Here is a 16,202-nt window from a genome sequence, read left to right as displayed (position 1 = left end):
GGCCGAAGTGCCCGCGACGGGCACGGACGCCAGGCGCGGTCATGACGATCAGGCGGACGCGAGCCGGTTGACGGCGTCCGCCCACCCCGCCGGTCGCGACACCAGGATTCGGACGCCGCGCACGCCGCGACGGCGACACATGCCCGACGGCGTCTACCGGGCCCTGTGCGGTGGACGGTCCGCCCCGGACACCACGCGCATACCCAGCCCACGCACCCGGTAGATGCATGTGTCATCGCCCCAGAGCGACGCGTCGGCCACCGCGTAGGGGCCGCGCTCGTCCGTGCCGCTCTCCACGATGTCCATGTCCACCCGGATCAGCCGCTGGGCGGGGGTGATCTGGCCCCGGTACGTCCAGGCCGTCTCGCGGCCGGGCAGCACGGGCTCGAACCTGGGGTGCGGGAGACCGTCGCCCGCTCCCCGTTCGACGAGGTGGAACTGGAGCAGTTGGCACATGGCCTCCAGGCCCAGGGAGCCCGGCTGCACGGGGTCCTGGAAGAAGTGGGCCCGGAAGAACCAGGCGTCCGGGCGCACGTCCTTCTCCGACCGCAACCGGCCGAGTCCCGCGCTCCCCCCGTCCGGCCAGTAGCCCGTGATCCGGTCCAGCATCAGCAGCATGGGGCCGGGGAGGCACGGCTCCCCGGCGAAGTACCGGGCGGGCCGGGTGGTCAGATCGACCGTACGGCCGCAGCGCTCCTCGAGACGCGCCCGGTCGTCCGCCGCCACCGCGAGGCCCGGCTGGTCGTCGAAGGCTGACGGAGGGAAGTAGCCGAAGGCCGTGGAGAGTTCGAGCAGGGGCACGCCGTCAGCCGTGCACGACACCCGGAACGACTCGATGATCATGTCCCCGCTGCGCGAGACACGCGTCAGTTCGGCACGGGTGCGGACCGTACGCGTCACCGGGGTCACCTCGCCGGTGACCGTCCCCGACCCGTCGAGGTTGCGGAAGAGCAGGTCCATGCCGGTGGTCAGTGCGCTGCCCACGTACGAGGCGAGCCACCCGCACGGCTGCAGCGCGATCTCCGTGAGCACGGCGAAGGGCACGGTGTGACCACCGCTCTGCTCGAAGTACCAGGCCTGCGCCGGTACGTCGTACTCCGCGACGACGGTGCTGCCTTCCCGCATCCCGGCCTGCGGCCCGTCCACCGAGACGATCCGGCTCATGAAGTGGTACGGCGGCCCGGGGAGCCGGGCCACCCTGCGGGTGCCGTCGAAGGGCTCGTACATGGCGCCGAACGCCTCGCTCGGCCTGCCCCAGGCGCACGCCAGCAGTGAGGCGTAGCCGAAGGGGAGTCCGTCGGCCGCCAGAGCCACCGGCTTCTCCTCGCTGTGCCCGGCCAGTCCGCCGAGCCGCGGGAGCGGCACAGGGGCTCCGCCGCCCTGGACGAGGGGCGGGCCAGAGTGCCGCCACTGTGACAGCGGCCAGTCGGGTACCAGCCGCACCGCCATGCCGCGGCCCAGGAACGCCTTCGTCCCGTCGACCGAACCCAGCACGTCCGCGTGGAGCGTGGGTTCCGGCCCGGCCGAGACACCGCGGACGAACACCTCGTAGACGACCCGCCGGTTCTCCGGGGTCGCCTGGCCCCGGCACATGGTCCTGTAGGGGATCCCGCCGACCGGTTCGAAGCGCCAGCCGTCCCGGTCGACGGTGAAGCCCATGGCCGTGAGGTAGAACGCCATCGCCTGGAGGCCGCCCTGGAGCATCAGAGTGCCCGGCATGCAGGGGTCGTTCTTGAAGTGCCCGGCGAAGAACCAGTCGTCCGGCGACAGCGCGGTCTCGGCGCGCAGATAGCCCCGGCCCCATGGGCCGCCGGCCGGGTCGAAGGCGGTCACCTCGTCCAGGAGCCGCAGTCGGCCCTCGTCGAGTCTCGGCGACCTCACATGGGCCGCCGTCGTCTCCCAGCCCGGTCCGAAGCAGTCCGCGGGCCGCCCCTCCCCGAGGGCGCGCACCCGGTCCGGGCCGAAGCGGGTCGCTCCGCAGCGCACGGCAGGCGGGTCGAGCGGCAGGTCGTCGACGGGCGCGTGTTCGGCGGGATCCCACCGGACACCGCCGCTGCCGGCGAGCTCCTCGGGGGTGAAGAACCCGGCCTGGCCCTCACGGACACTCAGCCGGAGTTCGCCGTCCACGTAACAGTCGTAGTGGAAGAAGGCCAGCCGGACGCCCTCCTCCTCCGCGTGGCCGTCGACACGGATCTCGAAGCACAGCGTGTCGCCGGCGCGCGGTGGCTCGCCGTGGAACGTCACCTCGCAGCCCAGCAGCCGGTAGGCGCGCTCGCCCCGGTTGAGGAGGTCGACACCCAGCCAGCTGAGCAGGAGCAGATCGGCCTGGCCCGCCTCGATCAGCAGACCGGCCGGCATGTGTCCCGTGGAGTCCAGGTACCAGCTGTCGCTCAGGACGTCGGTCTCCGTCCAGATCCTTCCGTCCGTGCGCACCGGCTCCGGCAGGGTGAGCGCCGCGGGCACCGCGTCGATGCCGGTGACCCGGTCCGCGAACAGCATGGGTGGCCCGGGCATCCGGGTCTGCACCGCGTATCCGTCCTGCTCGGCGAAGCGCGGGCCGAACAGGGCGGAGATCTCACGGGAGGCGAGGTGCTCCAACTGGGCGCGATCGAAGGCCGGACCGGGCCTCGGGGCCGGTGCGGGAGCCGGTCGGGGCCGGACGGCCGGGGAAGGCATGACGGGGGCGTGCCGCCGTACGGGAACGGGGTTCGGTGGCACCGGGGTTGTCAGCCGTACGGGAACGGAGTCCGGCGGCACCGGGGCCGTCAGTGCGGTGACGGCGAGCGCCGAGACCCGCAGGAACCGCTGATGGGCCTCCGAGTGGGCGGCCATGACCTCCTGGTGCAGCGCGGCGACCCGCAGACTCTGCCGGGCGACCGCGGCCCGTACTCCCACCGTCCCCCACTCCTCCGAGCCTTCGGCAGGCGGCCGGAGTCGCTGTTCCGCGGCACCGGGGGAGAGGGCGGCGGGAGCGGACGTGGCGGTGAGGCCGCCGGAGTCCCGCGCCGGCGGGACGGCCGGTGCGGCGGAGTGCCGAGGGCCACGGTCCGGCGGAGCCGCGGCAGCGGAGGGGCGGCTCCTGCCCGCGTCCGGTACCGGGGCCAGCTCGGGGGCCCGGGGCAGGATCGTCACCCGAGGCACCACGGGTACAGCAGGTGCCACGGCCACCACAGGCTCCGCAGGCGGCAGGCACGGTGACGGGACCATGGGCACGGTGACGGTCGGCCCGGGCCGAGGGAGATCCGTGGCGGCCTGGGCGAGCCGGGCGAACATCTCGTCGGCCCGCACGGGCACTCCGGCGACGACGAGTTCGGCCACGGCCAGGCACAGCTGGCGCAGCCCGGTGTCCTCCGGGGAGTCCAGCGCGACGGCCACATGCTCCCGGTCGCCGAGCACCCGCTTGATCCAGCCGGTGCACAGCCGCCTCGGCCCGTGCTCCACGAACACCCGTACACCGTCGGCCCACGCCTGCTCGACCGTGGCCGCGAAGTCGATCGTGCCCAGCCCTTGAGCGGTGATCGCCTCGGCGGCACGCTCGGCCGTCGGCCGGTACGCCTGTCCGGTGGCCCCGCTGTAGAACCGCACCCCGGGCACGTCGACCGTGGGGCGGTGGTGGGCTTCGCGCCATACCTCCCGGACCTCGGCCAACTCCGGCGCGTGGGCCGCCATGTCGTAGTCCAGCTCGATCGCACGGTCGGCACCGAGCCGTGCCACGACATCCGCGCACGCCCGGGACTCGCCACCGATGACACAGACACCGGGCGCGTTCACCGCCATCAGATGGACCGCGTCCCGAGTGGCGAGCTCCGCGCGGACCACGTCCAGGGGGACGCTGACCAGATAGCTCGACCACCGGGAGCCCTGGATGCCCCGTCGCCGCCAGTGGCGCCGGACGGCCCGGAGCTCACCGGTGAGTTCGGTCGTGAACAGACCGCTGTCCCGGGTGGCTTCGTACAGCCCCGAGGCGTCCGGCCACGCCCCCAGCGCGACCAGGGCGGCCGACTCGCCCGAGGAGTACCCGAGCGCGGCGTCCGGCCGCAGGCCGAGCACCTCTCGGGTGAACACGGTGTGCAGGACGGAGAGTTCGGCGGCGGCCCAGATCTGGCCGAGCACGCCGCGCTCCGGCTCCGGTCCGGACCGCAGCCGCGTGCCCAGCGCCCGGTGGCCGTCCCGGACGGCCTCGCCGAGCGACGGCAGGGCGAGCGTCAGCTCATGGCCCATCCCCGGATACGCGGCCGAGCCGTTGGTGTAGACGAACGCGGTCCGCCCCTCGACCGGCCCGTCCCGGTACAGCACATCGGCGGGACGGCGCCCGCCCTCCGTCAGCCAGCGGCGGGCGGCAGCGGTGCGGTCCGGCAGAGCGGCGCCGCCGCCGACCACGAGCGCCAGCCGGGCCGGCCCCGCGCTGGACTCCGTACCCGCGTCCAGCGCGGCCAGCACCTCCCGGCGGTCGGCCCCGGAGAAGACGTGCAGACGCGGAGCCGGTCCCCGCAGCCACGGCCGGGGATCACCCGTGCGCAGGCGCACGCTCGCCTCGGGGCCCTCCATCGGCGTCACCACGGCCCGCGCCGTGTGGGCGACGGCCGCGGTGTCCGCGGGTGCGGCCGGACGCGGCACGGCACGGTGCTGGAGTGCGAGCGCCGCGACCGCGACGGAGACCAGCCCGGACGCGGCGTGAGCACGCCCGAACGCCGACGCCGGGTCGAACGCCGCACCGGAGACGTCGCCGATGACCATGTCGGGCTCGTCGAGGGCTCCCTCGTCCAGCAGGGCGACGACGGTGTCGCCGTCCCTGCGCGCGGTGTCCAGGGGCTTGAGGACCAGGACCACCGCCGCGTCGCCCGGATCGCCCTCGTGCCCGAGCTCCCGCAGGGCCGAGCGGTGAACCGCCTCGCAGGACAGGTCCGCGGCACCGACGAGTGCCGCATCGGCCTCCCCCGACCGGATGGCCCGCGCCGCGACCTCCAGCGCCACCAGCCCGGACGCCTCCTCCGCCGACACCGCGAACGACGGTCCGGCCAGGTCCAGTTGGGTACTGATCCGGCTCGCCAGGAGGTTCGGCATACTGCCCACCACCCCCTCCGCGGTCATGGGCGGTACGAACGCGTCCCGGGCGGGACCGGCCTGCGGCACCGGCACGCCCCGACCGGTGGCCCGGTCCAGCCAGTACGGAACCCGCCAACGGGCGCCCGCCCGGGCCACCTCTGGGTCCACCCCCATGCCGATGACCACCATGGTCCGCTCGCGGGGCAGGGACACCGCCCGTGCGGCCTCCCGGGCTGCCTCCAGCACCAGAAGCTGGTGGCGTACGGTCCGCTCCAGCCCCGACGGCGGGAAGCACAGCCCCGTGAGCTCCACCGCGATCTCCGTGGCAGGGCCGCGCCGTTCACCGCCCAGCACGGCCCGGCGGAAGTCCTCGGCACAGGTCCCGTCGCCGACCCGGGCGCCGAGAGCGACGATCGCCACCTCCCGGCCGCCGGAAGGCTCGTCGGGCCGCCGTCCGGCAGCCGTCGCGCGGCGCGGCGGCCGTGGCACGGAGGACGGGGGAGCGTCCTCCGCGTGATCCACCACCAGGTGGGCGTTGGTCCCGCCGAACCCGAAGGCGCTCACGGCCGCCCTGCGCGGCCCCGCCCACTCCTCCGGAGCCGTGAGTACCCGCAGCGGCGTGCCCGCCAGCGCGTCCAGCGGCCGGTCCGCGCCCAGCGTCGCCGGACGGACCCCCGCCCGCAGCGCACCGAGCACCTTGAGCAGCCCGGCCACGCCCGCCGAAGCCAGCAGGTGCCCGACGTTCGACTTCGCCGAACCGATGGGCACGTCGTCCCCGGCCCCGAAGACCCGGGCCATGCCCCGCACCTCCACCGCGTCGCCGACCGGGGTTCCCGTCGCATGGCACTCGACGAGCGACACGGACTCGGGAGCGACGCCCGCCATGCCGTAGGCCAGGCGCATGGCCCGTACCTGACCCTCCTCCGACGGGCTGATCAGCCCGGAACCGCGCCCGTCGTTCGACAGCCCCGCACCACGGATCACACCGAACACGGGAAGGCCGGAGGCGCGGGCCTCGGACAGCCGCATCAGGGCGACGAAACCGGCTCCCTCACCGTGCACCAGCCCGTCCGCGTCCCGGTGGAAGGGACGGCTGCGCCCCGTGCGGCTCGTCGCGGACAGGCCGCAGAACCCCACGTGCAGATAGAGGGGATCGGGTCGGCTGACCCCGCCGGCCACCATCAGATCGGCCGTGCCGTCGTGCAGCCGGTCGCATGCGAGCTTGATCGCGTACAACGAGGACGCGCAGGCCGCGTCGAGGGCCCACGCACCCGCGCCGAGTCCGAGCGCACGGGCCGCGAGCCGGGCGGGCAGCCCGGAGGAGAAGCGGTTGCGTGCGTCGGGGCGCGACCGGTGTTCCCCCGTCAGCAGGGCCTCACGGAGCGGGGACCGCTGCGCGGCCAGCCAGACGTGCTCGGAGAACTCCGCCCCGGCCTGCGTGGGGTACGAGAGGTTCCCCATCACCAGGCCACCGCGCGGCAGCGGTCCCTCGCGGCCCGCCTCGGTGAGTGCCTGCCTCACCCCGTACAGGACCCAGTGGAAGAGCGGGTCCAGAGAGGAGATCCGCTCCCCGGGGATCCGGAAGCCGTCCGGATCGAAGACGGACTCGAACCCCTCGACGTAGCCGCCGACATCGGTCCAGGTGCGGTCGAGGTGGTCGTCCACCGAGCCCATGGCCCAGCGGCGCGGCAACCGCCAGCGGCCCGCCGGGGCGGCCGACACCGTGGTACGGCCGGCGGCGATGTTCTCCCAGAACGTGTCCGGGTCGAGCGCGCCGGGCAGCACGCAGCCGCGGCCGACGACGGCGATCGGTTCGAATTCCATACGGGTACTCACTTCACGGGCGGGGCGGAGTCCGGGGACGAGGTCAGGAGGGGCGGCGGACGAGCTCGACACCGATCAGCTCGAGCCGTACGGACCCGTCGGCGTCGATCAGTGCCGCGTCGCAACGCGCCCCCGTGTCGTGCGCCTTGCGTCCCTTTACGACACACCGCACGGTGCCGTCGGGCGTGCCGCGCCGGTGCACCCTGCACTCGGCGACGGCCATCGGCAGCGTCGCCGCACCGAGGACGGCCTCGCCCCAGAGCAGGGCGAGCTGGAGCGCGCCGTCCACGGCGGCCGGGTCGACCGTCCAGCGGGCGCCCGGCCAGTCCAGGGCGCGCACGCCCGCGACGGTCGCCTCGGCACCCTGCTCACCGACGCCGTGCACCGTGTGCAGGGCGTGGAACCGCGGACCGTGGAAGAGGACCTTCCCGTCGTACACATCGGCCCGGCCGAGCGGACTCAGGCCGGCCGGCGTGTCCCACGCCGGGTCCGGCTCCCCGCTCCAGGTGTCCAGCACGGCGCGGAAGTGCGCCAGGCCGTCCTCTCCCCGAAGCTCCGCCTCCAGAGCGGACGGCGCACCGGGTGCGCCCCGGCTGCCGGACAGGGTGATCCGGTGGCCCGCACCTGCCAGGTCGGGCAGGGCGCACGTCCTGTACACCCGCAGATCGCGCAGGACGAGCGGCCCGTGGGCCGGCAGCCACGCTGTGGCGGCGCCCGCGAACCAGTCCAGGACCAGGGCCACGGGCAGCACCGGGGCCTCGGCGGGAGTGTGGTCGGCCAGCTGCGGAAGGCTGTCCGAGCGGACCAGCACCTGTGCCCGGGGCGGACTGCCGGCCGGGGAGAGGGCCGCCGGGCCGTCCCCGGCCGCCAGGACGACCCGGGCCTCACCGGCGGTGCCGTCCAGCTCGGCCGTGAAGGCGGCCGCGCCCTGTTCGAGGGGGATGAGCGGGACCCCGGACCGGCCGAAGTGCGTGGCCAGGGCAGGCGTGACCATGCCGCCCTGCCAGGGTCCCCAGGCGATGCACCGCACCAGGCAGCCGGGGCGGCGGGCCTGTTCGGCCGACGCGACCTGATGGAGGACTTCGTTGGCCATGGCGTAGTCGCTCTGCCCGGTGTTGCCGAACACGGCGGCCACCGAGGAGAACAGACAGATCGTGTCCAGCGGATCGTTCGCCGTCGCGGCCAGCAGCGCCCGCAGACCGTCCACCTTGGTGGACATCACCAGCTCGGCCTGCTCGTCGCTCTTGTCGGCGATCAGCTTGTCGGCCAGTACCCCCGCACCGTGCACGATGCCGGTGACCGGCCCCCATGTGTCGCGTACGTCGCGGAGGGCGGCGGCCAGGGCGTCGGCGTCCCGGGTGTCGACCTGGACGTACCGGACGGCGGACCCCGCCGACTCCAGCGCCGCCAGTGTCGCGCGTACCTCCCGTGCGGCCAGGATCTCCCTGGCCCGCGCGGCGATGAGGGCGGGCGAGGAGACCGCCGCGTCCCTGCCGGAGCGCTCAGCGAGCAGCCGGGTGAGCGCCGGCTCGTCGGACGCCGAGGCCAGCCCGGCGGGTTCGGGGGCGGGGTCGGTCCTGCCCACCAGGACGATCCGGGGGCCGTGGGTCCTGGCCAGGTCCAGCAGGGCGGCGGCGGTCACCCCACGGGCGCCGCCGGTGGCCACGATCACGGACGAGGAGGTGATCCGCCGCGTCCCGCCCGGCGTCACCGGGACGTGCACCGCCCGCAGGAGGGTGCGGGTGCCGTCCGCGCGGAGTCCGACCTCCATGTCGGCTCCGCCTTCGAGCAGTTCCCGCACGATCGCCTCGGCGAGCTCCTCGGCGTCCCGGCCGTCCCGCTCGCAGTCGATGACCCTGACCGAGGCGTCGGGCCACTCCCTGGCCGCGGTCCTGGCCAGCCCCGCGACACCACCCAGCCACGCGCGGCCGGGCGCACGGCCACCGAGCCCGAAGTCGCCCCCGGTGTCCTGCACGGTCACGAACAGCGCACCCCCTGCGGCGGCTCGCGCCGCGACCGTACGCGCCGCTCGGAACGCCGACCGGTGGACCTCCGTCGCCTCCTGCGGTCCGTCGCCCGCCGTCAGCCCGCCGAGATGGACGACACCGCGTGCGGCTGCGGGCACCTCCGCCGACGCGGCGGCGTCCACGCCGCGCTCCGTCAGCTTCCGGGCGACGAGACCGGTCAGCCCGCATCCGTCCGTGCCCTCGCCGGTCACCACGACCGGGCCGTCCAGCAGCCCGGCCGTGGCCAGGCCGGAGGCCGGCGACTCCACCACGCGCGGTACCAGCCTCGTCAGCACCGCCGTCCCACCGACCCCGGTGCGCGTGGCGGTGAGCCCGGTGTCCTCCGGGGTGCCGGAGGGCCCGGAAGCGCTGCGGGGCTCCGGTACGGGGCCGACCGCGTCCCGGGGATCCGGCGCCGGGTCCCCGGAGGGACGGGTGCCGGCGGTGAGCGCGTCGACGATCTCGCGCAGTGTGCGGAGCTTGCCGAGGCGGCCGACGTCTCCCGCCCCCAGGTCGCCCACCTGACGCCGTACGGCCGACAGGATCTCGACGCGCTTGATGGAGTCGACCCCCAGGTCCGCCTCCAGCTCCATGTCCATGTCGAGCATGTCGCCGGGGTAGCCGGTGAGCCGGGCCACCACGGAGAGCAGCAACTCCTTAAGCTCCGACGGTGAGAGAGGCGCGACCTCATCGGCGGGAGCCGGAGCCGGGGCCGAAGCTGTAGCGGGCGAAGGTGCCGCTCCCGCACCGCCGTTCGCGGGGCCTGCCGGAGCGGCGGCCGGGGCGGGCACGGCCGCCGTGACACCGGTCGTGACCGGAGCCGGTGCCATGGACGCCGGCGCGAGCCCCGGTGACGAAGGCCGGGGCAGCGGCAGGGGAACGGGGGGAGCCGCCGCGTCGAGCACCTCTCCCGTGTGGGGCACTCCGAGCATCGCGGCCAGAGTCGTCTCGGTCATCCGCAGAAAGGCCACATGGCTGTCCGTCAGCATGCGCTGGCAGGCCGCGTGGGCCTCCGCGGTGTGCCTCTGGACGCTCTCGACCGCCGCGTACCAGTCGGCGCCGACGCCCGCCGCTGCGTAAGGGGCCTCGTCCACGGGCCCCGGGGACGGGACGACGGCGTGAGCGCTCACCGGATGGTGCGCGGGCTCCGGCGAGGGCGGGGGGACCGCAGGCGTGCCGGATGCGGACGGGTGCACGGGGGCGGTGCGCGGCCGGCCCTCCGGTGCGGGTGACGGCCCGCGCTCCGGTGCGGGCGACGGTGCGCCGGATGCGGCGCGGGGCGGGTGGAGCTGACCGTAGTTGGCTCCGCTGATCTTCACGGTCATTCGGGGCTCGCGTTCCTTCGCTGAGGCTCCGGGCGTGCCGTACGGCGCCCAGAGGCTGTCGAGATCGAGGGGGACGCCGCGCACGGCGAGTTCGCCGAGCGCGGTGTGCAGGGTGCTGACCCCGGACCGGCCCGGACGGTCCAGGGCAACGGCCGCGTGCTCGCGTTCGCCGAGAATCTGTCCGACCAGCCCGGTCAGCGTGGCGCCCGCACCGACTTCGACGAACGTCCGGACCCCCGCCGCGTACATCGCCTCGATCTGGTCCTGGAAGAGGACCGGTGAGGCGAGATGACCGGCGATCCGGCGGCGCACCTCGTCGGGGTGCGACGGATACGGTTCCGCGTCGGCGTTGCCGTAGACCTCGATCCCGGGCTCCGCGAGCGGCACCGTGCGCAGGTGGGTGGCGAGCGGCTCCGCGGCCGAGGCGACCAGCGGGCAGTGGAAGGCGGTCGACGTCGCCAGCCGGCGGGTGCCCGCGACCTCGGCCGCGAACGCCTCCTCGGCGCGCAGGACAGCCTCCCGGGACCCCGAAAGCACCACCTGGCGAGGGGAGTTGTGATTGGCGGTCCAGATCTCGCCGAATCCTCCGGCGGCCAGCACCTCCGCCACGTGCGCGCGGTCCGCCGTCACGGCCAGCATCGCGCCCGGCCGCACCGCCGCGTCCCGCATCAGCTCGCCGCGGAGGCGGGCCAGACCCACCAGCGCCTCCGCCTCAAGCACACCCGCGCAGTGCAGAGCCACCAGCTCACCGAAGCTGTGGCCCGCCACGCAGTCCGGTCGCAGCCCCAGCTCCCGCACCACCTCCAGCAGGGCGAGCGCGTGCACGGCGAGGGCGGGCTGCGCCCACTCGGTGGCGTCCAGGAGGGCCCGCCGGTCCGCGCGTTCCTCATCGGTGAAGGCAGGCGGCGGGAACACCACCCGGTGCAGCGGCCGTCCGTCGAAGCGGGTGCCGCCGAGCCGGTCCCACGCGGCCTGGGCGGCCGGCGCCAGCATGGCGAGGTCGGCCCCCATCCCGACGTACTGGGACCCCTGACCCGGGAACAGGAAACCGATACGGCCCGGAGCGGGCTCCCCGGACGCGTACCGGACGCCGGTGGGTGTGGAGAACGCCGTGCCGGGTCGCTGCCGGATCGACGCGACCGCCTGGGCGTACTTCTTCCGCAGGTCCTCACCGTCGGTGGCGATGACGGCAAGCCGCACCCGGTCGGCGGAGGAGAAGGAGGCGTGGCTCTCCCGGGCCAGTGCGGCCAGCGGACGGCCGTCGTCCGTCCGTGGCGGCACCAGGTCCGACACGGAGGCGCCGCTGAACAGGACGAGTTCGCTCGGCGCCGAGCGGTGGCGCAGGGCCGCCCGGCCCTGCGCCGAGGGCACGTACTCCTCCAGCGTGACGTGGAAGTTGCTGCCGCCGAAGCCGAAGCTCGACACCGAGGCCCGGCGCGGATGCCCGGCGGGCCGTACCCACGGGCGGGTCTCCGTGTTGACGTAGAACGGGCCGTCGGGAGCGGCGGCCGCCGGATTCGGCTGGTCGACCTTGACGGTCGGCGGCAGCACCTTGTGGTGCAGGGCCATCACCGCCTTGAGCAGCCCGGCCGCGCCCGCCGCGCACTTGGTGTGGCCGATCTGCGACTTGACCGAGCCGATCGCGCACCACTGCCCGTCCGGACGGCCCGAGGCTCCGAACACCTCGCCGAGAGCGGCCAGTTCGGCGGTGTCCCCGGCCTTCGTGCCCGTGCCGTGCGCCTCGACCAGCTCCACCGTCTCCGGCCCGTAACCCGCCTCCTCGTAGGCGCGTCGCAGGGCGCGCGCCTGGCCGTCCGGCAGTGGGGCGTAGATCGCCGTGCTCCTGCCGTCGGACGAGGTGCCGATGCCCCGGATCACCGCGTGGATCCGGTCGCCGTCGCGCTCCGCGTCGGACAGCCGCTTCAGCGCGTACATCACGACCGCTTCGCCGAGCATGGTGCCGTCGGCCGAGGCCGAGAACGGCCGGCAGTCACCGCTGGGCGACAGCGCGGGGGTCTTGGAGAAGCACAGGAACATGCCGATGTCGTTCCCGGTGTCCACGCCCCCGCTGATCACCAGGTCGGCCCGGCCGAGGGCAAGCTCACCGACGGCCGTGGACAGGGCGGCCAGTGAACTGGCACAGGCGGCGTCGGTGGTGTGGTTGACGCCGTGCAGATCGAACCGGTTGGCGATCCGGCCCGCGACGACGTTCCCGAGCAGCCCGGGGAAGGTGGACTCCCGCCACGGCTCGAAACGGGCCGAGATGCGGTCGCACACGGCCTCCGCCTCCGCCTCCCCGAGACCGCTCTCCCGCAGGCCCGCGAGCCACAGCGGGCGCTGGGTGCGCCCGTACATGTGCGGCAGGAGTTCCAGGGCGGCGGCGCCCAGGACGACGCCGGTCCGCTCCCGGTCCAGTCCGGCCGTTCCTCCGGCATCTGCCAGCACCTGGTCGGCGACCATCAGGGCGAGCAGCTGGGAGGTGTCCGTCGCCGGCAGATTGGCGGGCGGCACCCCGTAGGCCATCGGCTCGAAGTCCACCTCCGGCAGGAAGGCGCCCCGACGGGCGTACGTCTTGTCGGGGGCGGCCGGGTCCGGGTCGTAGTGGTCCTCCACCCGCCAGCGGGACGGGGGCACCTCGGTCATCAGGTCCCGGCCGCCGGTCACGATCCGCCAGTAGCCGGCCGCGTCCGTCGCGCCGGGCACCACTGCGCCCACGCCGACCACGGCGACGGGAATCCGGTGGGACGGGGACTCGTGCACGGTCTCTCCTCCGAGTGGGGCCGGCGTGGTGGGCGCCTCCGGGGCGCCGGACGCGCTCACGCCAGCTCGCACGGTGTGTACGTGAAAGCCTCCGGAGTCAACGGGACCCCGTAGGTGCGCAGTTGGTGGGCCCGGGTCAGCACGGCGGCCCCTTCGAGCAGGTTGAGCGCGATCTGCACCACCGACCGGTTCGCCGGTTCGGCCAGCACGGTGCCCTCGACCCACCGGTTGAACGCGCCCATCGCCGGCCCGCACCAGATCTGGTAGTCGACGCGCCGTGACCCGTCGCCGGTGATCGCCCACCGGCTCGAACTACCCAGGTACCAGCGGAAGACCAGTGCCATGCGGTGCTTCGGGTCGGCCTCCGCGCGGGTGATCTCCGCGGGATCGCGCTGCTCCCAGAAGGCGCGCGTCCGCTCCCAGATCTCGTCGAACGGGGCGCGCAGCACATCACGTTCGATCGGGACGCGCAGCGCGGACGGGATCTCCTCGAGCGAGCCGTGCGCCCGGTACGCCGAGTGGAGCCGCCCGGCCCGCTGGGAGAACATCGTTCCCCGGGAGAGGACCTGCAGCTTCACCCCGAGCTCGAACATGTCGGCCGCCGGCGCCATGGCGACATCCGCGATGTCCGCGTCGCAGAGCATCGACTTGGCCTCACCGGACAGACCGGCCTCGACGGCCGTCTGGTTCACCGACCCGACGACCACGTACGACGCGCCGAGAGCGAACGCGGCGGCCACCGCATCCGGTGTGCCGAGACCGCCGGCCGCCCCGATGCGGACCGGCCGGCGGTAGCCGAACCGCCTGCACAGGGTGTCGCGCAGCAGGGCGATCCTCGGCAACAGGACCGACAGCGGCCGGTTGTCGGTGTGCCCGCCGCTGTCCGCCTCCACGGTGATGTCCTCGGCCACCGGCACCCGTGCCGCCAGCTCCGCCTCATCCCGGCTCAGTTCGCCCCGGGCGACGAGGGAGCTCAGGAGTGCGGCGGGGGCGGGGGAGAGGAACTTCTCGGCCACCTCGGGGCGGGAGACCTTCGCGAGCAGCGTCGTGGCCCGGACTACGCCGCCGTCCACGCCCCGGCGCAGCCCCCGGGCCGCGCACAGCACGACGGCCGGGGTCAGCTCCATGAACGCCGAAGCGGAGATCCGGGGGACACCGTGGCGCAGCAGCAGCTCGGCGACGCGCCACTCCAGCTCCGGTTCGGTCGGGGAGTGGATGAGGTTCACGCCCCAGTTCGGGCGCGGTCCCAGCTCCTGCACCAGCGTGTGCACGGCACGCTCCACGTCGGGGTACGCCAGGCCTCCCGCGCCGAAGAAGCCGAGCATGTCCGCCCGGGCCATCGCCGTCACCATCCCCGTGGTCGAGATGCCGTTCGCCATCTCACCCGCGACATAGGGGAAGCGGACGCCGTGCCCCTCGCAGAAGGTGCGGCCGCCGAGCCACTCCGGATACAGCGGCGGCAGCGTCCCGAGCACCGTTCCGCCCGGTACGGGACCGGTCGCGAGCCCCAGCTCGCGGCCGTCCGGTCCGCTCACCACATGGACGGGTTCCCGGATCCGCCGGGCGCGGGCCGCGATCCCTTCGGGCGAGAAGACCGGCGGGGACGCGGCCGGGGAACCGGGATCTGCGAGGACGGACACGGAGAGGCTCCAACGGGAGAGGACGTCTGCTGGTCAGGCGTGACGGGAGGACGAGAGGGCGGCGTGCGCGTCGGGCGAGCCGGTGCGTGTCCGGCCGGGCGGGGCCAGACCGGACCAGAGGTAGTCGAGGCCCACGGGGGCGGACGCGCCCGAGGGCCCCAGCAGTGACCTGACCCGGGTGTCGTCGAAGCGCCGCCGGTGGGCGAGGTAGGCCGTCATGCCCGGATAGAAGTCCAGCAGCGCCTCCAGCGCCGACGGGGCCTCCGGCTTGACGGGGACCAGTTCGACCGAGAGCGGGCCGAGCTGTTCGAGCAAGGTCACGACGGTGGGCACGGGCACGTCGCGGTCATGGACGACGTGGTACGTGTCGACCCCGCCCGAGGGCCTTCGGCCGGCCAGCCGCACCATGACCTCGGCCGCGTGGTCCACCTGCAACAGGTTCAGGTGGCCGTGCGGATGCCCCACCATGCGGACGCGGGGCCGGTCGGGGTCCCGGAGGCCCGCGGCACCTCGCGCGTCACGCAGGATCCGCTCGACGACCAGCAGCGGATGCGCGGGCAGTTCGGGGTGCGGCGGCAGGTCGGAGACCAGGATGCTCGGCCGCATGACCAGGGCCGGGCGGCCGTGCTCCCTGGACCACGCGTGGACGAGCAGCTCCGCCTCGTACTTGGAGCGTTCGTAGGCGTTCTCGAAACCCGAGGCATCGTCCAGCTCGTCCTCGTACGCTACTCCTTCGCGCCGTGCTCCGGCCACGAAGGCGGTGCTCACATGGTGCAGCACGGGCCGGCCGCGGCCGGCTCCGGCCAGCTCCAGCAGGTGCCGGGTCCCTTCGACATTGGTCCGGCGCAGCTCGGGGAGGTCCCCCTCCAGGTTGATGCTGCCCGCACTGTGCCAGATCGTGCCGAGGCCGTCGGCGAGCTCCCGGAACGCCCGCGCGGGCAGTCCCAGCCGGGGCTGTGCGAGGTCGGTCTCCACCACCCGCAGACGGCCGGGGAGCGCGGCGACGAACGCCTCCGTGGCACCTGTCAGTTCGAAGAACCGGATGATGCGGCGCAGAGCGTCTCCCGACCCAGCGTGGGCCAGGACGGTGAGCGACCGGTTCGTGTCGAGCAGGCGACGCAACAGGCGCAGTCCGAGAAATCCGGTGGCGCCGGTGAGGGCGACATGCACGACCATGACTCCAAGGCTTCGAAAGGGATGGATCCGCGACCGGGTGCGGAGGGACGTCGTGCCGCGGCCACCGGGAGCCGCGGCACGGGGCGCCGCCGGCCGTCCCACGGCGCGGAGTGTCACCCCCCGGCGGTCGTGGTGCGGGCGGCTCGACCCGCCCGGCTGTGCCGATGCGACGCGTGCCCGTCGGCCCCCCGACGCCCCCAGCTTCGCCGAGGGCTTCTCGGACCCTCCAGGGCCCGGTGATCTCCGGCGCACGGCACACGATGTCAGACCGTGAGCAGGGCGGGACCTCCGATTCGATCCGCTCACCCGAACGAAGTACGGCGGGCCGTGGCGGTGCCGACCTGCGGGAACGGGAGGATTCCCGCCGCGCACCGGGGAGCCGGGCGCACGGGGGTGACGCGGCGGAGCGGAGGCGCGCGGAGCCC

At 74.4% G+C, this 16,202-nt stretch carries 4 protein-coding genes; all 4 read right to left on the bottom strand.

The annotated features are described in order from the left end of the window. Positions 1 to 153: 153 nt before the first annotated feature. From AMK10_RS32770 to AMK10_RS32755, 4 genes are read right to left on the bottom strand one after another with little or no spacing between them, the layout of a single operon-like run. Positions 154 to 6,870, bottom strand: coding sequence for a type I polyketide synthase (locus tag AMK10_RS32770; RefSeq protein ID WP_073752673.1), 6,717 nt, complete (start codon positions 6,868 to 6,870; stop codon positions 154 to 156). Between the two features lie 43 nt (positions 6,871 to 6,913). Further along, positions 6,914 to 12,961, bottom strand: a complete 6,048-nt coding sequence (locus tag AMK10_RS32765; protein ID WP_073752672.1) for a type I polyketide synthase — start codon at positions 12,959 to 12,961, stop codon at positions 6,914 to 6,916. A 56-nt stretch (positions 12,962 to 13,017) separates the two neighbouring features. Continuing rightward, positions 13,018 to 14,601 (bottom strand): PfaD family polyunsaturated fatty acid/polyketide biosynthesis protein, encoded by a 1,584-nt coding sequence (locus AMK10_RS32760; protein WP_073752671.1) that lies wholly within the window; start codon positions 14,599 to 14,601, stop codon positions 13,018 to 13,020. 33 nt (positions 14,602 to 14,634) lie between these two features. Beyond that, positions 14,635 to 15,777, bottom strand: coding sequence for an SDR family oxidoreductase (locus tag AMK10_RS32755; protein WP_079180964.1), 1,143 nt, complete (start codon positions 15,775 to 15,777; stop codon positions 14,635 to 14,637). Positions 15,778 to 16,202: the final 425 nt, after the last annotated feature.

Origin of the sequence: Streptomyces sp. CB02058, from assembly GCF_001905505.1 — a bacterium.
Taxonomy (GTDB): domain Bacteria; phylum Actinomycetota; class Actinomycetes; order Streptomycetales; family Streptomycetaceae; genus Streptomyces.
The sequence above is the reverse complement of the archived record's forward strand: the minus strand, read 5'-3'. Positions and strand labels throughout refer to the sequence as shown.

Bases quoted from the DNA above. Each gene is read 5' to 3' on its own strand.
- AMK10_RS32755 (WP_079180964.1), bottom strand. From the start codon at position 15,777: ATGGTCGTGCATGTCGCCCTCACCGGCGCCACCGGATTTCTCGGACTG.
- AMK10_RS32770 (WP_073752673.1), bottom strand. From the start codon at position 6,870: ATGGAATTCGAACCGATCGCCGTCGTCGGCCGCGGCTGCGTGCTGCCC.